17 protein-coding genes are annotated in these 24,806 nt (G+C 64.0%); 11 read left to right on the forward strand and 6 right to left on the reverse strand.

All coding sequences use genetic code 11. From position 1 onward, the window contains the following. Nucleotides 1-6 precede the first annotated feature (6 nt). The 4 genes from FJ980_RS03690 to FJ980_RS03705 all read right to left on the reverse strand — a co-directional run bounded on the left by FJ980_RS03690 (nt 7) and on the right by FJ980_RS03705 (nt 4,012). Nucleotides 7-1,176: a DegT/DnrJ/EryC1/StrS aminotransferase family protein gene (locus FJ980_RS03690; protein WP_140541592.1), complete on the reverse strand. Its 1,170-nt coding sequence runs from the start codon at nt 1,174-1,176 to the stop codon at nt 7-9. 244 nt (nt 1,177-1,420) lie between these two features. After that, nucleotides 1,421-2,344, reverse strand: a complete 924-nt coding sequence (locus FJ980_RS03695) for a carbohydrate kinase (protein WP_140541593.1) — start codon at nt 2,342-2,344, stop codon at nt 1,421-1,423. Continuing rightward, entirely contained in the window at nt 2,341-2,787 is a 447-nt protein-coding gene (locus tag FJ980_RS03700; RefSeq protein ID WP_140541594.1) for an RbsD/FucU domain-containing protein, read from the reverse strand. The genes FJ980_RS03695 and FJ980_RS03700 overlap by 4 nt, the downstream gene beginning before the upstream one ends. A gap of 1 nt (nt 2,788) precedes the next feature. After that, entirely contained in the window at nt 2,789-4,012 is a 1,224-nt protein-coding gene (locus tag FJ980_RS03705; protein WP_140541595.1) for an ROK family transcriptional regulator, read from the reverse strand. 212 nt (nt 4,013-4,224) lie between these two features. On the opposite strand from FJ980_RS03705, the gene FJ980_RS03710 reads away from it, so the two are divergent. From FJ980_RS03710 to FJ980_RS03755, 10 genes are all read left to right on the forward strand, one after another. Further along, the gene (locus tag FJ980_RS03710; RefSeq protein WP_095767162.1) at nt 4,225-5,259 is read left to right on the forward strand and encodes a sugar ABC transporter substrate-binding protein; all 1,035 of its coding nucleotides are present in this window, start codon (nt 4,225-4,227) and stop codon (nt 5,257-5,259) included. A 162-nt stretch (nt 5,260-5,421) separates the two neighbouring features. Continuing rightward, nucleotides 5,422-6,483 carry an ABC transporter permease gene (locus tag FJ980_RS03715; RefSeq protein ID WP_140541596.1) on the forward strand — a complete coding sequence of 354 codons (1,062 nt, stop codon included), beginning with the start codon at nt 5,422-5,424 and terminating at the stop codon, nt 6,481-6,483. Nucleotides 6,484-6,485: 2 nt separating this feature from the next. Then, nucleotides 6,486-7,268 (forward strand): ATP-binding cassette domain-containing protein, encoded by a 783-nt coding sequence (locus FJ980_RS03720; protein WP_176477005.1) that lies wholly within the window; start codon nt 6,486-6,488, stop codon nt 7,266-7,268. Between the two features lie 142 nt (nt 7,269-7,410). Continuing rightward, nucleotides 7,411-9,873 (forward strand): glycogen/starch/alpha-glucan phosphorylase, encoded by a 2,463-nt coding sequence (locus tag FJ980_RS03725; RefSeq protein WP_140541597.1) that lies wholly within the window; start codon nt 7,411-7,413, stop codon nt 9,871-9,873. A gap of 154 nt (nt 9,874-10,027) precedes the next feature. Then, nucleotides 10,028-12,241: a 1,4-alpha-glucan branching protein GlgB gene (gene glgB, locus FJ980_RS03730; RefSeq protein ID WP_140541616.1), complete on the forward strand. Its 2,214-nt coding sequence runs from the start codon at nt 10,028-10,030 to the stop codon at nt 12,239-12,241. Between the two features lie 63 nt (nt 12,242-12,304). Then, the gene (gene glgC / locus FJ980_RS03735; RefSeq protein WP_140541598.1) at nt 12,305-13,573 is read left to right on the forward strand and encodes a glucose-1-phosphate adenylyltransferase; all 1,269 of its coding nucleotides are present in this window, start codon (nt 12,305-12,307) and stop codon (nt 13,571-13,573) included. A gap of 176 nt (nt 13,574-13,749) precedes the next feature. Continuing rightward, the gene (glgA, locus tag FJ980_RS03740; RefSeq protein ID WP_140541599.1) at nt 13,750-15,195 is read left to right on the forward strand and encodes a glycogen synthase GlgA; all 1,446 of its coding nucleotides are present in this window, start codon (nt 13,750-13,752) and stop codon (nt 15,193-15,195) included. Between the two features lie 3 nt (nt 15,196-15,198). After that, nucleotides 15,199-16,827 carry an alpha-D-glucose phosphate-specific phosphoglucomutase gene (locus tag FJ980_RS03745; protein WP_140541600.1) on the forward strand — a complete coding sequence of 543 codons (1,629 nt, stop codon included), beginning with the start codon at nt 15,199-15,201 and terminating at the stop codon, nt 16,825-16,827. Nucleotides 16,828-17,023: 196 nt separating this feature from the next. Then, the gene (glgX, locus tag FJ980_RS03750) at nt 17,024-19,021 is read left to right on the forward strand and encodes a glycogen debranching protein GlgX (RefSeq protein WP_140541601.1); all 1,998 of its coding nucleotides are present in this window, start codon (nt 17,024-17,026) and stop codon (nt 19,019-19,021) included. Continuing rightward, on the forward strand, nt 19,021-20,676 hold the full coding sequence (locus FJ980_RS03755; RefSeq protein WP_140541602.1) for an alpha-glucosidase family protein: 1,656 nt from the start codon (nt 19,021-19,023) through the stop codon (nt 20,674-20,676). The genes glgX and FJ980_RS03755 overlap by 1 nt, the downstream gene beginning before the upstream one ends. 7 nt (nt 20,677-20,683) lie before the next feature. Here the strand turns inward: FJ980_RS03755 and FJ980_RS03760 are convergent, their stop codons facing one another. Together FJ980_RS03760 and FJ980_RS03765 are read right to left on the reverse strand one after the other, a co-directional pair. Then, nucleotides 20,684-22,438, reverse strand: a complete 1,755-nt coding sequence (locus tag FJ980_RS03760) for a TadG family pilus assembly protein (RefSeq protein WP_140541603.1) — start codon at nt 22,436-22,438, stop codon at nt 20,684-20,686. After that, nucleotides 22,435-22,800 (reverse strand): TadE/TadG family type IV pilus assembly protein, encoded by a 366-nt coding sequence (locus FJ980_RS03765; RefSeq protein ID WP_245340453.1) that lies wholly within the window; start codon nt 22,798-22,800, stop codon nt 22,435-22,437. Before FJ980_RS03765 ends, FJ980_RS03760 begins: the two co-directional genes overlap by 4 nt. Nucleotides 22,801-23,175: 375 nt before the next feature. Between FJ980_RS03765 and FJ980_RS03770 the strand changes: the two genes are divergently transcribed. Next, nucleotides 23,176-24,768, forward strand: coding sequence for a peptide ABC transporter substrate-binding protein (locus FJ980_RS03770; protein WP_140541605.1), 1,593 nt, complete (start codon nt 23,176-23,178; stop codon nt 24,766-24,768). The last annotated feature ends 38 nt before the right edge of the window (nt 24,769-24,806 follow it).

Below are 24,806 nucleotides of genomic sequence, written 5' to 3' on the forward strand. Positions count from 1 at the left end.
GGGAGATCAGGCCGCCGCTACATGCGCCGAATTCGAGCCGATGTAGTTCCTGATCGTCTCGATGATCCGGTCCTGATCGGCCTCGCTCAAATAGGCGTGCATCGGCAGGCAGAGGATCTGCTTCGGCAATTGCTCCGAGATGGCAAGGCCGGTCGGTGTCCGCGGATAGTGCTTGTAGGCGACCTGCTCGTGCAGCGGCTTTACGTAATAGATCACCGACGGGATGCCCTTTTCGCCGAGATGGGCCTTGAGTCCGTCGCGCTTCGGCGTCTCGATGGCGTACTGCGCCCAGGCCGAGCGGCCGTGGCCGAGATTGCGCGATGCCTTGACGATGTCGCCAAGGCCCTTGGCGTAGCGGTCCGCGACCATCTGCCTGGCCACCATCTCATCCTCGAGGATGGCGAGCTTTTCGATCAGGATCGCCGCCTGCAGCGTGTCGAGGCGCGAATTGATGCCGATGCGGACATTGTCATATTGCGTCTCGCCCTTGCCGTGGAAGGCGAAGGAACGGAGCTTGTCGGCCAGCGCGGCATCATTGGTGAACATCGCGCCGCCATCGCCGTAGCAGCCAAGGGGCTTCGCCGGATAGAAGCTGGTCGAGCCGACATGGCCGAAGGCGCCGCACATCTTGGTGTCGGCGGAATCGCCGATCGCCGTGCCGTCGGCGGAAGCGCCCATCGACTGCGCAGCGTCCTCGATCACCAACAGGTTCTCGCGCTTGGCGATCGCCATGATCGCCTCGTAGTTCGCGCAGAGCCCGAACAGGTCGACCGGGATGATCGCCTTCGGCTTCAGCCTTCCTTCCTTCTTGATCATCTCGATCGCCGCCTCGAGGCTGGCGATGTCGATGTTGTAGGTGTCGCGGTCGACGTCGACGAAGACCGGCTCGGCCTTGGCCAGCGCCACCACCTCGGCGGTGGCTGCGAAGGTGAAGCTCGGCACGAACACGGCATCGCCCGGGCCGATGCCGGCGGCAAACAGCGGCAGGAGCAGCGCGTCGGTGCCGTTGGCGCAGGCGACCACATGCTTGACGCCGATATAGGCGGCGAGCTTGTTCTCGAATTCCGCAACCTGCGGCCCGAGGATATAGCGGCCGTCCTCGACGACGTGGTCGATCGCGGCCTTCAGCCGGTCGCGGATACGTTCGCGCTGCGCGCCAAGATCGATGAACTGCATGTCGGCCTCGAAAGTGACTGTAAAACCGGCCCGCTGGTAACAGACTTGAACCGGCTGAGAAAGCCGGTGGCGGCCGGCGCAAATTGCTCAGGTGTCGCAGCCTGTTACCGATTTTGCCGGCGCAATGCCTGAAAATCCGAGCTGTGAGAGGCGTTTTCCAGCCCCTCCTATCGCGTCATCCGCCGATGGGAAACATAAAGTGATCGGCCGCAAAGGGCGGATTCGCGTCCGCTCTCACGCTGGATCAGGCGATTTCGTGCCGCCAGGGTGGGTTGGCGCCGGCCCGCGAAACCGTCACCGCCGCCGCCTTGGCGCCGAGCTCCAGCGCCTTGCGGATCGCATCTTCCGGCAGGTCGCCGATCGCCGCTTTGGTGAGCAGGCCCTGCTCGTGCAGGGAGGCCAGAATGCCGGCGTTGAAGGTGTCGCCTGCACCGACCGTGTCGATGACCTTCACTTTCTGCGGCATGACGGTGACCTTGTGCGCCTTGCTGTAGCCGACGGCGCCTTCGCTGCCATGGGTGACGACGATCAGCTTCGGCCCGCGCTCCAGCCAGTTGCGCACCACATCCTCATGCGAGCCGGCCTCGTCGAACCATTTGAGATCCTCGTCGGAGAGTTTCACGATGTCGGCCATCGCCATCATCTGGCGGATACGCCTGAGATGCTTCGCCTTGTCCGGGATGAAGTTCGGCCGGATGTTGGGATCAAGCATCATCACCCGACTCTCGTGTTCGCGCCGCATGAATTCCTCATAGGCCGATCCCGCCGGCTCGGAGATCAGGCTGATGGCGCCGAACAGCATTGCCTCGATCTCGGACCCGAGCTTCGGCAGGTCCTCGATCGTCAGCATGCGCCCGGCGGTGTTCTCGTCATAAAAGGTGTAGGTCGCCTGGCCGTTGGTGAGCCGGACGAAGGCGAGCGTCGTCGGACGCGGCGAGGTGTGCGCATAGGTAGAGCTCACCTTGCTCGCGCCGAGCGCCTCGCGGAACTGGCCGCCGAACAGGTCGGAGGAGAGGCCGGAGAAGAAACCTGCCGGAGCGCCGAGCCGGCCGAGCGCGATCGCCGAGTTGAACACCGCGCCGCCGACATAGGGCGCGAAGGCCGCTTCGCCTTGCGTCGTGGTGCGCGGCAGCATGTCGATCAGGGCTTCGCCACAGCAAAGGATCATGTCGTCTTGGTCTCCGGCGGATGGATCACGCCCTTGCGGATGATGATGTTGGCAAAGAGCCTGGGTTCGCTGGTCGCAACGATGGCGTGCGCCGCCTTGACGCGTGCATAGAAGTCGGGCCCGGCCAGCGCAACCACCTTGTGGCCGGGCGCACGCTTGGCGCAAACCGCTTCCATCTCATGATGCACGGCGTCGGCCAGCGCCGGGTCGCCCTTCACCGAGGCACGGAACAAAGCCTGCGGCACAGCCTCGTCCACCGGCAGCACGCTGAGCACGGCGTCGAGGACGGCTATGACGTGGTGGCCGTCGGCGCGAATCAGCCGCCGCGCCTGTTCCTCGGCCGGATAATTGCCGTCGACGATCGCGATTTCGTCGCCATGGCCCATGGCCCTGAGCGTCGCCAGGAACTGGGGCCCGAGCAGCGACGGGATGCCGATCAGCATGTCAGGCGCCCCCGGACGTGTGAGGCCCGATCAGGAAACGTTCGGAGAGCGGCAGGCTGGCGCCGCCCATGGCGCGTGCGTGAATGCCGACCGTTCCCTCGCGCACCACAGGCAGTTTCAGTCCTTCGGCATCGACGCGGGCGATCGCTTCCGTGACGGCATCGACCAGCCGGCGCCGCACATCGAGCGGCATCCAGCCGTCGATAACCGCCGCTTCGAAATCGATGACCGACGAGGCAGCGACAATGGCATAGGCCAGCGCCCGCGAGGCGCTGGCGATCCATTCGTCGAGCTCGGCGCCGATCTCGCCCCATTCCTGCGGCGAGGTCCACAGATAGGAGCCGTCGATGCCCTTGGCGGAGAGCGCCTTTTCCAGCATCGCGATCGAGGCGACGTCGATGAGCTGCGTCGGCTTGCCGTCCGGCCCGGGCACCGGCATCGAGCCCAGCGCACCGGCGTTGCCGTTCGGCCCGCTGTAGAGGCGGCCATTGAGCACGATACCGCCGCCGGCGAAGGCGCCGATGTAGAAATAGACGAAATCGCGCGCTGCGCCCGCTCGTCCGAAGACGAGTTCCGCGCCGCAAGCCGAAGTCGCGTCGTTCTGCAGGTAAACCGGGAACTCGCACTGCCCCTGGATGTCCGCGCGGATGTCGCGATGGCGCCATTCGTCCATGATCTCGCGCGGCGCGCCGGCCGTGTCTGCCCAGTTCCATAGCTCGAATGGCATGGCGATGCCGAGCCCGGCAATGCGCTTATCCTGGGCCGGCGTCAGTTCGCCGCGCATCGTCTTGATGCCGGCAGTGACGAATTCGACGGTCTCGCGCGGTGCGGGATAGCGGTAGGAATGCTGCAGCATGGCGCGCACATTGCCGAGGAAGTCGATCAGCACGAGCTCGGCCGAGCGCCTGCCGATCTTGAGGCCGATGAAAAAAGCGCCTTCCGGATTGAGCGCCATCGGAATCGAAGGTTGGCCGATCTTGCCGCGCAGCGGCTCCTTGCGCACAAGCAGCTTGTCTTCCTCGAGCTCGCGCATGATCACCGACACCGTCTGGGCCGACAGCCCGGTCATGCGCGCAATGTCGGATTTGGCCAGGCTGCCATGCTGGCGCACCAGGGACAGCACGAGCCGCTCATTGTGGTCGCGCATGCCGCTCTGGTTGGTGCCGCGGTGCAGCCGGCTCTCCAAAGCCTCGGGCGAACCGTGCCTCGCAATGCCGGTCTCCACCCTGTTTCCTCCCGTCTGTTTCCCCTCGATGCTTTTCGTTCAGAATGGGTGAACAGCGCAAGGCTGTCAATAATAAATAAGAGTGATTTAATTATTGACAGCCGTTGCGGACTGGTGTCTTTTGATCTGGCGTCCACGCTGGGAGAAATTGTTGGATGCGTTTGAGGCGCCGGGTTGGCCGGCGTCCGGAATGGTTCCACTGGGAGGAAATCGTGACCAAGAAATCGCTGCTGAAATCCACCGTATTCGCGGCGGCCGGGCTGGGCCTGCTCGCATTTGCCTCGTCCGCGTCGGCCGCGGGCGTCGGCGCCTGCCTGATCACCAAGACCGACACCAACCCCTTCTTCGTCAAGATGAAGGAGGGTGCGACCGCCAAGGCCAAGGAACTGGGCGTTGACCTCAAGACCTATGCCGGCAAGATCGACGGCGACAGCGAGAGCCAGGTCGCGGCGATCGAAAGCTGCATCGCCGACGGCGCCAAGGGTATCCTGATCACGGCCTCCGATACCAAGGGCATCGTGCCGACGGTGAAGAAGGCGCGTGACGCCGGCCTGCTGGTGATCGCTCTCGACACGCCGCTCGATCCGATCGACGCCGCCGACGCCACTTTCGCAACGGACAATCTCGAAGCCGGCAAGCTGATCGGCGCCTGGGCCGCCGCTACGCTTGGCGACAAGGCCAAGGACGCCAAGATCGGCTTCCTCGACCTGACCCCCTCGCAGCCGACCGTCGACGTCCTGCGCGACCAGGGCTTCATGATGGGCTACGGCATCGACGTGAAGGACCCCAACAAGATCGGAGACGAAACCGATCCGCGCATCGTCGGCCATGACGTGACGAACGGCAACGAAGAGGGCGGCCGCAAGGCGATGGAGAACCTTCTGCAGAAGGACAACACCATCAACGTCATCCACACCATCAACGAGCCGGCCGCTGTCGGCGCCTATCAGGCGCTCAAGGCCGTCGGCCTCGAGAAGCAGGTGCTGATCGTCTCGGTCGACGGCGGCTGCCCGGGCGTGAAGTCGGTCACCGAAGGCGTCATCGGCGCCACCTCGCAGCAATATCCGCTGCAGATGGCGGCGCTCGGCATCGAGGCGATCGCCGCCTTCGCCAAGGACGGCACCAAGCCCAAGCCGACCGAAGGCAAGAACTTCTTCGACACCGGCGTCAACCTTGTCACCGACAAGCCGGCCAATGGCGTCAAGTCGATCGACACCAAGGAAGGCCTGGCCAAGTGCTGGGGCTGATGCTCTGAGAGGTCCACGAACCGTGCGGCTGGGGGCTTGATCCCCGGCCGCATCGGGTGGACGATGCGCTTTCGTCAAAGCGCGACAATCCTGGCGACAAGACCGGAATAGGCGTCGACGGCGTGTGCGGCAATGAGAGGCCGTATGCAGACGGGAGGACATATGTCTCAGATACAGGAATTCGAGAAGGTACTTACGGGAAGCGACACCAGCGTCGCCGCCTTCGACGAGCACAAATCGGCCGTCAAGCGCGCCCAGCACTTCCTGCACTCCACGCCGGCGGCGGTGCCGCTGATCGTGCTGGTTTTGTCGGTCATCATCTTCGGCATCGCCATCGGCGGACGTTTCTTTTCGTCCTACACGCTGACGCTGATCCTGCAGCAGATCGCCATCGTCGGCATCCTCGGTGCCGCGCAGACATTGGTCATCCTGACCGCGGGCATCGATCTCTCGATCGGCGTCATCATGGTGATTTCGGCCGTGATCATGGGCAATTGCGCGGTGACCTATGGGATGCCGGCCATTCTCGCCGTGGCGATTGGGCTTGCCGCCGGCGGCGCCTGCGGACTGCTCAACGGTCTCCTGGTCGCCTACATGAAGCTGCCGCCCTTCATCGTCACGCTCGGCACCTGGAACATCGTCATGGCGACGAATTTCATCTATTCGGCCAATGAGACGATCCGCGACACCGATGTCGACGTGCAGGCGCCGCTGCTGCATCTGTTTGCGGTGAGCTTCAGGGTCGGCTCTGCCGTGCTGACGCTTGGCGTCATTGCCATGGTCCTGCTGGTGATCCTCCTGTGGTACGTGCTCAACCACACCGCATGGGGCCGCCATGTCTACGCCGTCGGCGACGATCAGGAGGCTGCGAAACTGTCGGGCATCCAGACCAAGAAAGTGCTGATGACGGTCTATGCCCTTGCCGGACTGATCGCCGCTTTCGCGGCCTGGGTCTCGATCGGCCGCAACGGCTCGGTCTCGCCGTCCGCCGCTGTCACGGACTACAATCTGCAGGCCATCACCGCGACGGTGATCGGCGGCATCTCGCTGTTCGGCGGGCGCGGCTCGATCCTCGGCACGCTGTTCGGCGCCATGATCGTCGGCGTCGTCTCGATGGGCCTCAACATGCTGGGCGCCGATCCGCAATGGAAGGTGCTGCTCACCGGCGTGCTGATCATCGGCGCCGTGGCGATCGATCAATGGATCAGAAAGGTTTCGGCATAGTCATGACCCAGGAGCCCATTCTCACAGCGCGCGGCCTCATCAAGCGCTATGGCCGCGTTACCGCGCTCGACAATGCCGATTTCGACCTCTATCCGGGCGAAATCCTCGCCGTCATCGGCGACAACGGCGCTGGAAAATCATCGCTCATCAAGGCGATTTCCGGCGCGGCCGTGCCCGACGAAGGCGAAATCCGGCTTGAGGGCAAGCCCGTTGCCTTCAAGTCGCCGATGGAGGCCCGGGAAGCCGGGATCGAAACGGTCTACCAGAACCTCGCTCTGTCGCCGGCGCTGTCGATCGCCGACAACATGTTTCTCGGCCGCGAGATCCGCAAGCCAGGTCCGCTCGGCAGCTGGCTGCGCATGCTCGACCGCCCGGCGATGGAGAAGCGTGCTCGCGACAAGCTCACGGAGCTCGGCCTGATGACCATCCAGAACATCAGCCAGGCGGTGGAAACGCTTTCGGGCGGCCAGCGCCAGGGTGTGGCGGTGGCGCGTGCTGCCGCCTTCGGCTCGAAAGTGGTGATCATGGACGAGCCGACGGCCGCCCTTGGCGTGAAGGAAAGCCGCCGCGTGCTTGAGCTGATCCTAGACGTCAAGAAGCGCGGCCTGCCGATCGTTTTGATCTCGCACAACATGCCGCATGTCTTCGAGGTGGCGGACCGCATTCACATCCACCGGCTTGGAAGGCGTCTCTGCGTCGTCGATCCTAAGCAGATTTCCATGTCGGACGCGGTGGCGCTGATGACCGGCGCCAAGAAGCCGCCGGAGGACGCGCTGGCGGCTTGATCCCTACGACATGTCCCTGTTGCCGCAGGCGGGCTGATGGGTCGGTTGAGTAAATCGATTGAACCTATGCTGCAACGCACTAAGATGGGCTGGGAGGAACGGTGAAAGCCGCTATGATCAGGCCAGTTGAACGAGAGGCAGCATGACATCCGCCATGACGATCGAAGTCCCTGTTCTCGACAATCCCGACCCCAAGACGCTCGCCGAAGAAGTCTTGATGTCGCTCAAATACCGAGTCGGCAAGGACACAACCGTCGCCACGCCCTATGACTGGCTGACCGCTTCGATCAAGGTGGTGCGCGACCGCGTCGTCGACCACTGGATGCAGGCGACCAGGGAAGCCTACGACCAGCAGGAAAAACGCGTCTATTACCTTTCGCTTGAATTCCTGATCGGGCGCCTGATGCGTGACGCCTTCTCCAATCTCGGCCTGATGGAGAACATGCGTGAGGCGCTGTCCTCCCTCGGGGTCGATCTCGACCTGATCGCGGGGCTCGAACCGGACGCCGCACTCGGCAATGGCGGCCTCGGCCGTCTCGCCGCCTGCTTCATGGAAAGCATGGCGACCGTCGATATTCCCGCCCATGGCTATGGCATCCGCTATGCCAACGGCATGTTCCGCCAGGAAATCCACGGCGGCTGGCAGGTCGAACTGCCGGAGACCTGGCTCGATCACGGCAATCCCTGGGAGTTCGAACGGCGCGAGCGTTCCTTCGAGGTCGGCTTCGGCGGCTCGGTGGAATCGATCACCTCGAAGGAAGGCCGGCTCGAACGCCACGTCTGGAAGCCGACCGAGCATGTGCTCGCCGTCGCCTACGACACGCCGGTGGCCGGCTGGCGCGCCAGGCGCGTCAACACGCTGAGACTCTGGTCCGGCATGCCGATCGACCCGATCCTGCTCGACAAGTTCAATGCGGGCGACCACATCGGCGCGCTGGCCGAGAGCAACAAGGCCGACGCGCTGTCGCGCGTGCTTTACCCTGCCGATTCCCACATGGCCGGCCAGGAGCTCAGGCTACGGCAGGAATATTTCTTCTCCACCGCCTCGCTGCAGGACATCGTCCAGCGTCATTTGAGCCAGTATGGCGACCTGAAATCGCTGCCCGACAAGGCAGCGATCCACTTAAACGACACGCATCCCGCGGTCGCGGTGCCGGAGCTCATGCGGCTCCTGATGGACGTCCATGGCATGGACTTCGACCAGGCCTGGGACATCACCAAGCGCACCTTCGGCTACACCAACCACACGCTGTTGCCCGAGGCGCTTGAAAGCTGGCCGGTGCCGCTGTTCGAACGTCTGCTGCCGCGCCACATGCAGATCGTCTACGCCATCAATGCGCAGGTGCTGCTCGAGGCCCGCGCCACCAACCAGTTCTCGGGCGATCAGATCGCCCGCATCTCGCTGATCCAGGAAAATGGCGACCGCCGCGTGCGCATGGGCAATCTGGCCTTTGTCGGCTCGCATTCGATCAACGGCGTCTCGGCGCTGCACACCGAGCTGATGAAGGAGACGGTGTTCGCCGATCTCCACAAGCTCTATCCCGATCGCATCAACAACAAGACCAACGGCATCACGCCCAGGCGCTGGCTGATCCAGTGCAATCCCGGCCTGACCTCGCTTGCCCGCGAGGCGATCGGCGACCGCTTCATGGACGACATCGAGGCGATCAAGGATCTCGATCCGCTCGCCGATGACGCGGCTTTCCGTGAGAAATTCGCCGCCGTGAAGCGGCAGAACAAGGCGCGGCTCGCCAATCTCGTCGCCGACCGGCTCGGCATCAGGCTCGATCCGTCGGCGTTGTTCGACATCCAGGTCAAGCGCATCCACGAATACAAGCGCCAGCTGCTCAACATACTGGAAGCGATCGCGCTGTACGATCAAATTCGCTCGCATCCGGAACGGGACTGGATGCCGCGCGTCAAGATCTTCGGCGGCAAGGCGGCGCCCAGCTATCACAACGCCAAGCTGATCATCAAGCTGGCCAACGACGTCGCGAAGGTCATCAATGGCGATCCGTCGGTGCGCGGCCTGCTGAAGGTGGTGTTCGTGCCGAACTACAATGTCAGCCTGGCCGAGGTGCTGATGCCGGCCGCCGATCTCTCCGAGCAGATTTCGACCGCCGGCATGGAAGCTTCGGGCACCGGCAACATGAAGTTCGCGCTGAACGGCGCCTTGACCATCGGCACGCTCGACGGCGCCAATGTCGAGATCAAGGAACATGTCGGCGACGACAACATCTTCATCTTCGGCCTCACCACCGCAGAGGTCGCCGAGCGGCGCGGCAATGGCTACAATCCGCGCAGTGTGATCGAGACCTCGTCCGAGCTGGCGCAGGCGGTATCGGCCATTTCCTCCGGCGTCTTCTCACCCGACGATCCCGACCGATATCGCGACCTGATGAACGGCCTCTACCAAAGCGACTGGTTCATGGTGGCGGCCGACTTCGATTCCTACGCCGCCTGCCAGCGCGAGGTCGACGCCGTGTGGCGCAACAGCCCCGACTGGTACGCGCGCGCCATCCGCAACGTCGCCCGCGTCGGCTGGTTCTCGTCCGATCGCACAATCCGCCAATATGCGAAAGACATCTGGAACGTGCCCGTCTGATATGATTGCATGAGCCACAAAGAATGTGGCCAGATGCATGTCGCCCAAAAGTGCGTAGCGGTTTTGGGACCACGACATGCACCAAGACAAAGAACAGCGCATGCCGGAGCGAGGCATGCGCCAGAACAAGGTGCCCGGGGAGGGCGACCGTTTGATGAGGAAGCCGCGCGCGACCGCTGCGACAAGCGGGCCGGACGGACTGGCGCCAGCCGGAGATGTCGCGGCGATTGTCGCCGGAACGCATGGCGATCCTTTCGCGGTCCTGGGCGTGCAGGAAGCCGGCAAGGGTTTCGTCGCCCGCTGCTTCGTGCCCAACGCCGAATTCGTCATGGCCTACACGCTGACCGGAAAGGAGGTCGGCGAGCTCTCCCGCCGCGACGACGCCGGCTTCTTCGAGGGCAAGGTCTCGATCCGCAAGCGCCAGCCGCTGCGCTATCACGCCAGGAATGCCGGCGGCGATTGGTGGCTGACCGATCCCTATTCCTTCGGCCCGGTGCTCGGTCCGATGGACGACTATTACATGGCCGAAGGCTCGCATCTCAGGCTCTTCGACAAGCTCGGCGCCCACATCGTCGAACACGAGGGCGCCACCGGCGTGCATTTCGCCGTCTGGGCGCCCAACGCACGGCGCGTCTCCGTGGTCGGCGCCTTTAACGAATGGGACGGCCGCCGACACACCATGCGCGACCGCAAGGACACCGGCATCTGGGAATTGTTCATTCCAGATCTCGGCGCGGGCCAGCCCTATAAGTTCGAGATCATCGGCCCCGACGGCGTGCGCCTGCCGCTCAAGGCCGACCCGTTCGCCTTCGAATCCGAACTGCGTCCGGCGACCGCCTCGGTGACGGCGCCGCCCATGGCGCATCAATGGGGCGACGAGGCGCATCGCGGCTATTGGCAGAAAGCCGATCCCCGGCGCGAGGCGATCTCGATCTACGAGGTCCATGCCGGCTCCTGGCAGCGCCGCGACGACGGCACGTTCCTCTCCTGGGACGAACTCGCCGCGCGGCTGATTCCCTACGTGGTCGACACCGGCTTCACCCATATCGAGTTCCTGCCGATCTCGGAGCACCCCTACGACCCATCCTGGGGCTACCAGACCACCGGGCTTTATGCGCCGACAGCCCGCTTCGGCGACCCCGACGGCTTCGCCCGTTTCGTCGACGGCGCGCACCGCGCCGGCGTCGGCGTCATCCTCGACTGGGTGCCGGCGCATTTCCCAGTCGACGAGCATGGCCTGGTCCATTTCGACGGCACGGCGCTCTACGAGCATGCCGACCCGCGCCAGGGCTTCCACCCGGACTGGAACACGGCCATCTACAATTTCGGCCGCCGCGAGGTGGTGTCGTTCCTGGTCAACAACGCGCTGTTCTGGGCCGAGAAATACCATGTCGACGGCTTGCGCGTCGACGCGGTCGCCTCGATGCTCTACCTCGATTATTCGCGCAAGGCCGGCGAGTGGATCCCCAACGAGAAGGGCGGGCGCGAGAACCTGCAGGCCGTCAGCTTCCTGCAGAAGATGAACAAGGAGGTCTACGGCCACCACCCCGGCGTGATGACGATCGCCGAGGAATCGACCTCATGGCCGAAAGTGTCGCGTCCCGTGCATGAAGGTGGCCTCGGCTTCGGCTTCAAGTGGAACATGGGCTTCATGCACGACACGCTGGAGTATCTCTCCAAGGAGCCGATCTTCCGCAAGCACCATCACAACGACATCACCTTCGGCCTGGTCTACGCCTTCTCGGAAAATTTCGTGCTGCCGCTTTCGCATGACGAGGTCGTGCACGGCAAAGGCACGCTGCTCCACAAGATGGCGGGCGACGACTGGCAGAAGTTCGCCACGCTGCGCGCCTACTACGCCTTCATGTGGGGCTATCCCGGCAAGAAGCTCCTGTTCATGGGCCAGGAATTCGCCCAGCGCCGCGAGTGGAGCGAGGAACGCGCGCTCGACTGGGACCTGCTCGAATTCGCGCCGCACCGCGGCGTCTGGCAGACGGTGCGCGACCTGAACTATCTCTATCGTTCGCGCCCGGCGCTGCATGCGCGCGACTGCGAGCCGGAGGGTTTTTCCTGGCTGATCGTCGACGACCGCGACAATTCGGTCTTCGCCTGGCTGCGCAGCGCGCCGGACGGCAATTCGATCGCCGTGATCTCCAATTTCACGCCGGTGCCGCGCGAGAACTATCGCGTGCCGCTGCCGAAGGCGGGAAAATGGCGCGAGATCATCAATACCGACGCCGAGGTCTATGGCGGCTCCGGCATGGGCAATAGCGGCACGGTCGAGGCAAGCGGGGAAGGAGGCGGCGTATCGGCGACGATGCTTTTGCCGCCGCTGTCGACGATCATGCTGGAATTCGTCACGGACTGAAGCAGATGATGTCTCATCCTGCTCTTGCAACAGTCCGGGCAGCTTGTTTGGGAGGGTAACAGAATGGCAGAGATCAGAAGAACCCAGCCGCTGGCACGCGATGCCATGGCCTATGTGCTGGCCGGCGGCCGCGGCAGCCGCCTCAGGGAGCTGACCGACCGGCGCGCCAAGCCGGCGGTCTATTTCGGCGGCAAGACGCGCATTATCGATTTCGCCCTCTCCAATGCGCTCAACTCCGGCATCCGCCGCCTCGGCGTCGCCACTCAGTATAAGGCGCACTCGCTGATCCGCCACCTGCAGCGCGGCTGGAACTTCCTGCGGCCCGAGCGAAACGAAAGCTTCGACATCCTGCCTGCATCGCAGCGCGTCTCGGAAACGCAGTGGTATGAAGGCACGGCCGACGCTGTCTACCAGAACATCGACATCATCGAGGCCTACGGCCCTGAATACATGGTCATCCTCGCCGGCGACCACATCTACAAGATGGATTACGAGCTGATGCTGCGCCAGCATGTCGACGCCGGCGCCGACGTCACCGTCGGCTGCCTGGAAGTGCCGCGCATGGAGGCGACCGGCTTCGGCGTCATGCATGTCGATGACAAGGACAACATCATCGCTTTCGTCGAAAAGCCGGCCGATCCGCCCGGCATTCCGGACAAGCCGGAATTCGCCCTGGCCTCGATGGGCATCTATGTCTTCAAGACCAAGTTCCTGATGGAGCAGCTGCGCCGCGACGCCGCCGAGCCCGGCTCCAGCCGGGACTTCGGCAAGGACATCATCCCTTACATCGTCGAGCACGGTAAGGCGATCGCCCACCGCTTCGCAAAATCCTGCGTGCGTTCCTCGCACGAGGCCGAACCCTATTGGCGCGACGTCGGAACGGTGGACGCCTATTGGGAAGCCAATATCGACCTCACCGACATCACGCCCGAGCTCGACCTCTACGACCGCGACTGGCCGATCTGGACCTATGCCGAGTTGAAGCCGCCTGCAAAGTTCGTGCATGACGAGGACGGCCGCCGCGGCGAGGCGATCTCCTCGCTGGTCTCCGGCGACTGCATCGTTTCCGGCGCCTCGCTGCGCCGAAGCCTGATCTTCACCGGCGCGCGCATCAATTCCTATTCCAAGCTCGAGGAAGTGGTGATGCTGCCCGACGTCCAGGTCGGCCGCAACGCGAGCCTCAAGCGCGTCGTCATCGATCACGGCGTCCACATCCCGGAAGGACTGGTGGTGGGCGAGGATCCGGCGCTCGACGCCAAGCGTTTTCGCGTTTCGGAAAAGGGCATCTGCCTCATCACGCAGGACATGATCAACAAGCTTTCGACCCCGTAGGGTCGATAAACAAATTGTCGACCCCGTAGGCTCGATCGGCAAGCTGTCGGCCTGATAGGCTCGATCGGCAAGCTGCCAGGTCGATCAGCAAGCTGAGGGGGTCGATCAGCAAGCTGACGACTAGATCAACAGATTGTCACTTTGAGCTGTCATCTTGAGATCGGAATGTGGAGCGCATGCAGGTTCTGTCGGTCACGCCCGAAATCTTCCCGCTGATCAAGACCGGCGGGCTTGCCGACGTCGCCGGCGCCTTGCCGATCGCGCTTGCCGGCAAGGGCGTGGCGATGCGCACTCTGGTTCCCGGCTATCCCGTGGTGATGGCGGCCTTCGCCAAGAAGAAGGCGGTCTACCAATACCCGCTGCTGCAGGGCGCTAAGGCTTCGATCCATGCCGTCAGGATCGGCGATCTCGATCTCTTCGTTTTGGACGCACCGCACCTCTTCGATCGTCAGGGCGGCCCTTACGGCACCGCCTCCGGCGCCGACTGGCCGGACAACTGGCGCCGCTTCGCCGCGCTCAGCCAGGCCGGCGGCGACATTGCCGGCGGCGCGATCTCCGGTTACCAGCCCGACATCGTGCATGCCCATGACTGGCAGTCGGCGATGACGCTTGCCTATATGCGCTACGGCAAGGCGGTCGGCGTGCCGTCGCTGATCACCGTGCACAACCTCGCCTTCCAGGGTCAGTTCGGCGCCGGCATCTTCGGCGAGCTCGGCCTGCCGAGCGTGGCGATGCAGCTCGACGGCGTCGAATATTATGGCGGCGTCGGCTTTCTCAAGGCCGGCCTGCAAGCCGCCTGGGCCATCACTACGGTCAGCCCAACCTATGCGCAGGAAATCCGCTTGCCCGAATTCGGCATGGGTCTCGACGGGCTGATCAACATGCGCTCCACCGATCTCTACGGCATCGTCAACGGCATCGACGTCGACATCTGGAATCCGCAGACCGACAAGCATCTGGTCGCCAATTATTCGGCCGAGACGCTTGCGGCGCGCGGCAAGAACCGCAAGGCGGTCGAAGAGCGCTTCGGCCTGGAAGCGGATGGCAGCCCGATCGTCTGCGTCATCAGCCGGCTGACCTGGCAGAAGGGCATGGACATCCTCGCCGCGGTCGTCGACGGCATCGTCGCCGCCGGCGCGCGGCTGGCGATCCTCGGCTCCGGCGACGCCGGCCTCGAAGGCACGCTGCTCGCCGCCGCCGCCCGCCATCGCGGCCGCGTCGGCGTCGTCGTTGGTTACGACGAAGACCTTTCGCACGTCATGCAGGGCGGCTGCGACGCCATCATCATCCCCTCGCGCTTCGAGCCTTGCGGGCTGACTCAGCTCTATGGCCTGCGCTATGGCTGCGTGCCGGTCGTCGCCAGGACGGGCGGTCTGGCCGACACCATCATCGACGCCAACGAGGCCGCCTTGTCGGCCGGCGTCGCCACCGGCTTCCAGTTCGCGCCCAACAATGGTGCCGCGATGCTCCATGCCATCCAGCGGCTGGTCGAGCAGCATGCGCGGCCCGCGACCTGGGCCTCGATCCAGCGCCAGGGCATGAAGGCCGATGTCTCCTGGGACAAGAGCGCCGAAAAATATGTCGAACTCTATCGCTTGCTGCTTTCAAAAAGGGCTGCCTGAGGCATGATCAAAACCGTCCCCACCAAACCCTATACCGACCAGAAGCCGGGTACCTCCGGTTTGCGCAAGAAGGTGCCGGTGTTCCAGCAGGAGCACTATGCGGAGAACTTCATCCAGTCGATCTTCGACGCGCTGGACGGTTTTCAGGGCAAGACGCTGGTGATCGGGGGCGACGGCCGCTTCTACAACCGCGAGGTCATCCAGAAGGCCATCGCCATCGCCGCCGGCAACGGCTTCGGCAAGGTGATGGTCGGGCAGGGCGGGATTCTGTCGACGCCGGCCGCCTCCAACATCATCCGCAAATACAAGACCTTCGGCGGCATCATCCTGTCGGCCAGCCACAATCCGGGCGGCCCGCACGAGGATTTCGGCATCAAGTACAATGCCGGCAATGGCGGCCCGGCGCCGGAAAAGATCACCGACGCGATCTTTGCCAAGTCGAAGGAGATCAAGAGCTTCAAGATCGCCGATATCGGCGCCATCGACATCGACACCATCGGCACCGTCAAGGCCGGCGACATGACGGTCGAGATCTGCGACCCGGTCAAGGACTACGCCGAACTGATGGAAAGCCTGTTCGACTTCGACGCGCTGAGGAAGCTCTTCAAGTCGGGCTTCCGCATGCGCTTCGACGCTATGCATGCGGTGACCGGCCCCTATGCCAAGGAGATCCTCGAACGCCGGCTCGGCGCGCCGGACGGCACCTGCCGCAACTTCAAGCCGCTGCCCGATTTCGGCGGCCACCACCCGGACCCGAACCTGGTGCACGCAAAGCATCTCTACGACGAGATGATGGGGCCGGACGCGCCGGATTTCGGCGCGGCTTCGGATGGTGACGGCGACCGCAACCTGATCATCGGCAGAGGCATCTTCGTCACGCCGTCGGACTCGGTGGCGATGCTTGCCGCCAATGCCAAACTGGCGCCGGGCTACAAGGACGGCCTGAAAGGCATTGCCCGCTCCATGCCGACCAGCGGCGCCGCCGACCGCGTCGCCGAAAAGCTCGGCATCGGCATCTATGAGACGCCGACCGGCTGGAAGTTCTTCGGCAACCTGCTCGATGCCGGCATGGCCACCATCTGCGGCGAGGAAAGCGCCGGCACCGGCTCCAACCATGTGCGCGAGAAGGATGGCCTGTGGGCCGTGCTTCTGTGGCTCAACATCCTCGCCGCGCGCGGCGAGAGCTGCAAGGACATCGTAACCGGGCACTGGGAGACCTACGGGCGCAACTATTATTCGCGCCACGACTATGAGGAGGTCGAGAGCGATCGCGCCAATGCGCTGGTCGACGAATTACGCGCCAAGCTGGGCTCGCTGCCCGGCACCAACGTGCGCGGCCTCAAGATCGCCAAGGCCGACGATTTTGCCTATCACGACCCGGTCGACGGCTCGGTCAGCGAGCACCAGGGCATTCGCATCCTGTTCGAGGGCGGCTCGCGCGTCGTGCTGCGCCTCTCCGGCACCGGCACGTCAGGGGCGACGCTGCGCCTCTATATCGAGCGCTACGAGCCGGACAAGGCAAGGCACGACCTCGACACGCAAGAAGCTCTCGCCGATTTGATCGCCGCCGCCGACGACATCGCCGGCATCAAGAGCCACACCGGCCGCAACAAGCCGAGCGTGATTACTTGAGGGTGGTGTGGCGCGACTCCCCCTTCTCCCCTTGTGGGAGAAGGTGGCCGCGAAGCGGCCGGATGAGGGGTGCTCCAGCTTGGCGCAAACCGGCGCTCGCATCGCCGCCGCCTCATTTCTTCCAACACCCCTCATCCGTCTCGGCGCTGCGCGCCGATCCACCTTCTCCCACAAGGGGAGAAGGGGAGGCGCTCGCATGACCCTCGGCGCCACCATCACCCCCGAAGGTATCCGCTTTGCCGCCTGGTCGTCATCGGCGAGACGCCTGTGGGTCTCGCTTTTCGACGACAGCGGCGCGCTTGAAACCGACCGGCTGGAGCTCAACCCCGAAGGCGGGGGCGTGCACGCGCTCCTTGTCTCCGGCCTTCGCGACGGCGCGCGTTACGGCTTCCGCGCCGACGGCGACTATGCGCCGGAGGGCGGCCTGTGGTTCGACCCGAACAAGCTTCTCGCCGACCCCTATGCCGTCGAGGTCGATCGTCCATACCAATATCATTGGCGGCTTGCCGCCAAACGCTACGAAGGCGCCGACACCGCTCCGCTGATGCCGAAGGCGATTGCGCGTTCGCTGCCCAAACCGGTGCCGCCCCAGCCGCCTCTGTTCCGGCCAGGCGGGCTGATCTACGAGCTCAATGTCCGCTCCTTCACCAAGCTGCATCCGGACGTGCCGGAAACCCAGCGCGGCACCATCGCGGCGCTCACCCATCCGGCTGTCGTCGAGCACCTGAAGCATCTCGGTGTGTCGGCCGTCGAATTGATGCCGGTCACCGCATCGATCGACGAGCGGCATCTGCCGCCATTGGGGCTGGGCAACGCCTGGGGCTACAATCCCGTCACCTTCATGGCGCTCGATCCGCGCCTTGCGCCCGGCGGTCTCAAGGAACTGCGCGGCACCGTCGCCGCTCTGCGCCAGGCCGGCATCGGCACCATCCTCGACCTCGTCTTCAACCACACCGGCGAAAGCGACCGGCTCGGGCCGACTTTGTCGCTGCGCGGGCTCGATGCGCTGGCTTACTACCGGCATCGGCCGGATGGCAGCCTGATCAACGACACCGGCACCGGCAACACTGTCGCCTGCGACCATCCGGTGATGCGCCGGATGGTACTCGACGCGCTCCGCCATTTCGTCAGCTTGGCCGGCGTCGACGGCTTCCGCTTCGATCTGGCGCCGGTGCTCGGCCGCGTCGACGGCGCCTTCGACCCGGAAGCGCCGCTGCTTCGGGCCATTGCCGGCGATCCCGGGCTCGCCGACCGCGTGCTGATCGCCGAGCCATGGGACATCGGTCCGAACGGCTACCAGCTCGGCAATTTCCGGCCGCCATATCTGGAATGGAACGATCGCTACCGCGACGATGCCAGGCGCTTCTGGCGCGGCGATACCGGCGCGATCGGCGCCTTGGCCACCCGGCTTGCGGGTTCCTCCGATGTGTTCGGCAGGGAGGGCCACCCGGCGAGCCGCACGGTCAACTTCATCGCCGCGCATGACGGCATGACCCTGGCCGACATCGTCGCCTACGAGCGCAAGCACAATGAGGCCAATGGCGAGCACAATCGCGACGGCCACAACGACAATTTATCATGGAACAACGGCGCCGAAGGCGAGACGGACGACGCAGCGATTGCCAAGGCGCGCTTCGACGACCAGCGCGCGCTGCTGGCGACACTCTTCGCGTCGCGCGGCACCATCATGCTGACCGCCGGCGACGAGTTCGGTCGCACGCAAAAAGGCAACAACAACGCCTATGCGCAGGACAACGCCATCACCTGGCTGGACTGGGCCGGCCGCGATCAGGCGTTGGAGCGATATGCCTCATCGCTCTCTGCAATGCGTCGTGCCTTTCCCGCGCTGTCGGACACGCATTTCCTGACCGGAAAGCCGGCCGATGCTTCGGCCATTGCGGATGTCGAGTGGCTGACGGAGACGGGCGCGCCGCTCGGCGAGACGGAGTGGAACGATCCCGATCGACATCGCCTCGTCATGATGCTCGGCGATAGCGGAGGCAGTCGCCTTGCCGTCATGGTCAATGGCGACCGCCGCCAATGCGTCTTCACCTTGCCGGTCCGGGACGGCTACGAGTGGCGCCCGGCGATCGAGACGCAGCCGGTTGATCTTGCGCGGCCGCTGCCCGGCCGCAGCGTCAATTTCATGATCGAGCGGCGTGCCGCTCAATCGCGCAACGGGAAGGGCTTGTGATGGCTGCCGAAAATTCCGGGCAAGGGAGCGAATGGTGGCGTGGCTGCGTCATCTATCAGGTCTACCCACGCTCCTTCCAGGACACGACCGGCGACGGCAGCGGCGACCTCAAGGGCATCACCGCGCGGCTCGCCCATGTCGCGTCGCTCGGCGTCGATGCCGTCTGGCTGTCGCCCTTCTTCAAGTCGCCGATGGCCGACATGGGCTACGATGTATCCGACTATCGCGACGTCGATCCGATGTTCGGCAGCCTGGAAGATTTCGACGTGCTACTCGCCGAGGCGCATCGGCTCGGCCTGAAACTCATCATCGACCAGGTGATCTCGCATTCTTCCGACAAGCATGAATGGTTCGTCGAGAGCCGCGCCAGCCGCGACAATGCCAAGGCCGACTGGTATGTCTGGGCCGACGCCAGGCCGGATGGCAGCGCGCCCAACAACTGGCAATCGCTGTTCGGCGGGCCGGCCTGGGAATGGGACGCTACCCGCCGGCAATACTATATGCACAATTTCCTCGCCGCGCAGCCGGATCTGAACTTCCACAATCCGGACGTTCAGGACGCGCTTTTGGACACCGTGCGCTTCTGGCTGGAGCGCGGCGTCGACGGCTTCCGGCTGGACACGGTCAACTACTATGTCCACGACCGCTGGCTACGTGACAACCCGCCCTTGGCCGCAAGTGTCGCCGGCACCAATGGCGCCACCAGCACCTACGCCTTCCAGGAGCATCTTTTCGACAAGACGCGGCCCGAAAACCTCGACTTCCTGAAACGCTTCCGCGCGCTGCTCGACGAATATCCCGACCGCGCCGCGGTCGGCGAGGTGGGTGACGAGGAGCGCTCCTTGCAGACGCTCGCCGCCTACGTATCGGGCGGCGACAAATTGCAGATGTGCTACACGTTCGACTTGCTCAGCCCGCAATTTTCCGCCGCCCATGTGCGCGGCTGCGTCGAGGCGTTCGAGACGACTGCCCCGGACGGCTGGGTCTGCTGGGCCTTTTCCAATCATGATGTCGTACGCCACGTGAGCCGCTGGACGCGGCCCGGCGAGAGCCCGGACGCGGTGGCGAAGTTCTCGATCGCGCTGCTTGCCTGCCTGCGCGGTTCGATCTGCCTCTATCAGGGCGAGGAACTGGGGCTGGAGGAGGCGGAGCTAGCGTATGAGGATCTGCGCGATCCCGTCGGCATCCGCTTCTGGCCCGGCGTGAAGGGCAGGGACGGTTGCCGCACCCCGATGGTCTGGCAGGCGGAGGCGGACAATGGCGGCTTCTCCACGGCCAAGCCCTGGCTACCGGTGCCACAGGCGCATCGCGCCCGGGCAGTCGACGTCCAGAATGGCGAGGAACGGTCGGTGCTTGCCGCCTATCGCTCGATGCTCGCCTTGCGCAAGAGCCATCCGGCACTGATCCAAGGCTCGATCCGCTTTCTCGAGGCCGAGGGCGATGTGCTTGCTTTCCTCCGTGAGCGCGACGGCGAAAGGCTGCTTTGCGTTTTCAATTTCTCGACCGAGGCAACAGGCTGGGCTCTGCCCACGGAGATCGGCGAGGCCGAGATAGCGGCATTTGACGTTGACGCCGCCAGCCTTCTTACCGGTGTTGTCGAGGACAGCGTGCTGGCGCTGCCGCCTCTGGGCAGTTTCGTCGGCAGGATTGGCTGACAGCGGACTACTGCACCAGCACCGATCGCCCGCACGTCGCGCCGGTCACCCGGACGTCGGCCTCGCCGACACGGACGCCAAGTGCCCCGAGAACGTTGTAGACCAGGCTGTCGACCGGCGCGGTCACGCCGTTAAGCAGCGTCGTTACCGCCGGTTTCACCGTGCCGAGCAGGGCGGTCACATTGAGGCCTAGCCCCAGCGCATTGATCGAAAGCGACAGGTTGTTGACCAGCGATGTCGTGAGCGACTGCGTCAGGTTCTTCGTCGACACCGTCTTGATCGTCTTGTTGGCGATATCGGTGGCGCTGAAGGTCAGGTTCGTCGGCGCCATATTGGTGACCGAGAAGGCCGACGAGCCTGTCACCTGCAGCAACGGGATGAGCAACAGCCTCAGGTCCGCGATATCGGCGTTGGAGAAGGACTGCGGCTGGGCGAAGTCGGCAAAGCCGCTGGCATTACTGTTGGCGAGATGCGCCGAGACGACGCCAGGCTGCGCGGCGATCGAGACATTGATGCTCGACGGCCCGGTCGGGCAGGTTATGTCGGTCAGCTTGGCTTCGGCATAGGCCACTTCCACATTGAGTGGCAGGTGGACGGCGACAAGACTGGTGCCGCCGCCGAGATTGGAATTGCCGACAGTGACATCGGCGTTGAGCTTGATGCGGGTCTGCGCCGTGCGCACCACGGTGCCGGCTTCTCCCACCGCCAGCCAAGCCGAGTTCTGCATCGGCTCGCCGATGGCGATCGCAAGCGTCGTCGATGCCAGCCCCGGTATGGTGGCGCCGAGATTGACCGCGACCTGATTCGTGCCATTGGCCAGAGCGGCAGCCGCGGTGAGCATGCTGAGCGCGCTGGCTGTCACGTTGAGGCCGGCCGGCTTTTGCCCGATGCCGAGATCGCCGACGGAGCCGAGATCGATGAGGGTGCTGAGCGGTATCCTGACCGTATTGGTGGCGCTGGAGGCCATGGTCTGCAGAGCGAGTTTGGCTGTGCGGTCGAGCCCCGGCACATTGGCCATTGCCGTGGCGATCTGGCCGATCGTTGCTTTGGAGGCGAGCACGTCGTTGTAGGAAACGCCGGTCAGATGCAGTTGCGTCGCCAGAGCATCGGTGAACGAAAGAACGTCGACATCGGCCGACACCAGTGAATTGTAGTCCATCACGCTGAGCGAGATGTTGCCGCCGAGAAGGCCGCCGAGAAGCGCGTTGAGAATGCCGCCATTGAGGCTGGCGAGCCGCGAGCCGACCGAAAAAGCCGCCTGCGGCTGCGCGCTGGCGATAGCGGTCGTGCCGAGAGTGGGCGGCGCCATGATCGAGCCGGCGAAATAAAGCGTACCCTGCTTCTTGAGCGTTACCTGGACCGCATTGTAGGGCAGCTTGCCCGCCTCGAAACGGCTGCCGGCGGCAATGGTGCTGATGCCCGTGTAGCGACCCGGCACGACCTGGACGACGGCCTTGCTGGCGGTCGGCGCCACCGTCGTGCCCTGTCGCTGCACGGCGACCGAGGTGATGCCGTTGTCGCTGAGCGCGGTCAGCACCGCCTGCTGGGCGTTGGTGATGTTCGAGGCCGCGGTGATGGCGGCAAGGTCGACGATCGACTGCGCGGCGCGGCGCTCGTTGTAAAGGGAACCTTCGTCGATCGCGAAGGCGGTCAGCGCCAGCGCCACCGGCGTGCACAGCGCGGTCATGACGGCGAAATTCGCGCTCCGGTCGGCGAGCAGCCGTCGCGTCGCCGCCATCAATCCCCCCTTGATCGGCATCATATGCCTCCGACGCGGATCGTCGATTGACGTTGGATCGTCGTGCCCGGCAGCGGCAGCGTCCGAAACAGGTTCCAGATCGGCAGGTTGCGCGCATCGTAGGTGACCGAGACGACGAACTGGCTGCCGTCGACGGCGCTGTCCTGCGCGTTGACGGTCAGCTTGTTGGCGTCGACGAACGGATAACCCGAGACATCGTGAGTGATGAAATCGGTAACCAGCGCCTGCCGCTCGGTCTGGTTGAGGCCGGCAATCGCGGTGCGCGCCGCGTCGGCGGCGATCTGCTGCACCGAATGGCTGGCGCCGAAATAAATCCCATATGCAACCATGCCGAGCAGAAGCAGGATGAAGACCGGCGCCAGCATGGCAAATTCGATTGCCGACGTGCCCGTGGCGTCAGCCCGGAAACGAGACCACGGAACAAGCAATTTTCGGTTCTTCAGCATGGCGCGGAGAATGCCAAAGGCCGCCTGCAAAAACAGAAAACAGCTGGAACAACCGGCAGGTGTGCCAAGTTGAAAGCAAGCTCTAAGCTTTAGGTTTCGCTGTTTTAGCGTTATGGCGCTCACTTTGCGTCAAGCAGGCAATGGTTGAAATAAGATTTCGCTCTGTCTAGTCTCCTGCCACCAGCCGCCGGAAGGAACCGGCGGCGCGCCTGAAACGGGGCCGTTTCAACGGTTCCGAGGTGTCAAAACTTAAGAAGGCGCGGCTGAGGGGCTGCGCCGACAGGGAGAAACTTCATGCTGAAAGACATGCTGAAGGCGACGGTGTTCGCCACCACATTGGCCTTGGCCGCCGGCACATTCTACACGCCTGCCTTCGCCGAGACCGTCTACAACCGCGGCGCCGCCGCCGAGGCGGAGACGGTCGATCCGCACAAGACGTCGACGGTCTACGAAGCCGATATCATACGCGACCTGTTCCAGGGCCTCGTCATGCATGACCAGAAGACGAACCTCATTCCGGGCGCCGCCGAAAGCTGGACGGTGTCGGATGACGGCACCGTCTACACCTTCAAGCTGCGCAAGGACGGCCTCTGGTCGGACGGCACCCCGGTGACGGCCGACGACTTCGTCTTTTCGTTCCATCGACTGGAAGATCCGGCCACCGCTGCAGAATACGCCTCGATGCTCTATCCGGTGAAGGGCGCCGAGGATTTCAACACCAAGAAAGGCAAGGCCGAGGATATGGGCGTGAAGGCGATCGACGCCAACACGCTTGAAGTCACGCTGAAGGCTCCGACGCCCTATTTCCTGGAGATGCTGACCCACCAGGCGACCTATCCGGTCAACAAGGCGTCCATGGACAAGCTCGGCGCCGACTGGATCAAGCCGGGCAAGCTGGTCTCCAATGGCGCCTATACGCTGGCGGAGTGGGTTCCCAACGACCATATGAAATTGGTCAAGAACCCGAAGTTCTGGGACGCCGCGAGCGTCAAGCTCGACGTGGTCAACTATATCCCGACTGAGGATCGCTCGTCGGCGATGAAGCGTTTCGAGGCAGGCGAGCTAGACAGCTATGGCGACCTGCCGACTGAACAGCTCGCCGATCTCAAAACCAAATTCGGCGACCAGGTCCGTGTCGGGCCGTATCTCGGCACTTATTATTACGCGGTCAAGACCGACAAGGCGCCTTGGGACAATGTCGAGTTGCGCAATGCCATCTCGATGGCGATCGACCGCGACTTCCTCGCCGAGAAGGTCTGGCAGAACTCGATGCTGCCCGGATATTCGATGGTGCCTCCGGGCATCGAGGGCTACACGCCGGCACTGGCCAAATACGCCGACATGCCGCAGATCGACCGCGAGGATGCGGCCAAGAAGATCCTGGAAAAGCTAGGCTATACACCCGAGCATCCGTTGAAGATGGAGATCCGCTACAACACCTCGGAGAACCATAAGAACACGGCCGTCGCCATCCAGGAACAGCTGAAGCCGCTCGGTGTCGAGGTGACGCTGCTCAACACCGACACCAAGACCCATTACAGCTTCCTCGAGCAGAAGGGTAACTACGACGTCGCCCGTGCCGCCTGGATCGCCGACTACAAGGATCCCGAGACCTTCCTCGGCATCTCGCGTAAGGCGAGCGGCAACAACTACTCGAACTACAACAGCCCTGCCTATGAAGCCGCCATGGACAAGGCGGCCGCCGCGGGCGGCAAGCCCGAGGACCGCATGAAGGACCTCGCCGCAGCCGAGCGCATCCTCGTCGACGACGTCGGCGAGATCCCGCTTCTCTACTACAGTTACCACGACATCGTTTCCTCGAAGCTGCATGGCTTCGACGACAATGTGATGGACATCCATCCGTCCCGCTTCATCTCCAAGGACTGATAAGAAACCTTGGCCGTGCCGCCGCTCTCTTTTTGGGA

It is taken from the genome of Mesorhizobium sp. B1-1-5, assembly GCF_006443065.1.
In the GTDB taxonomy this organism is placed as follows: Bacteria; Pseudomonadota; Alphaproteobacteria; order Rhizobiales; family Rhizobiaceae; genus Mesorhizobium.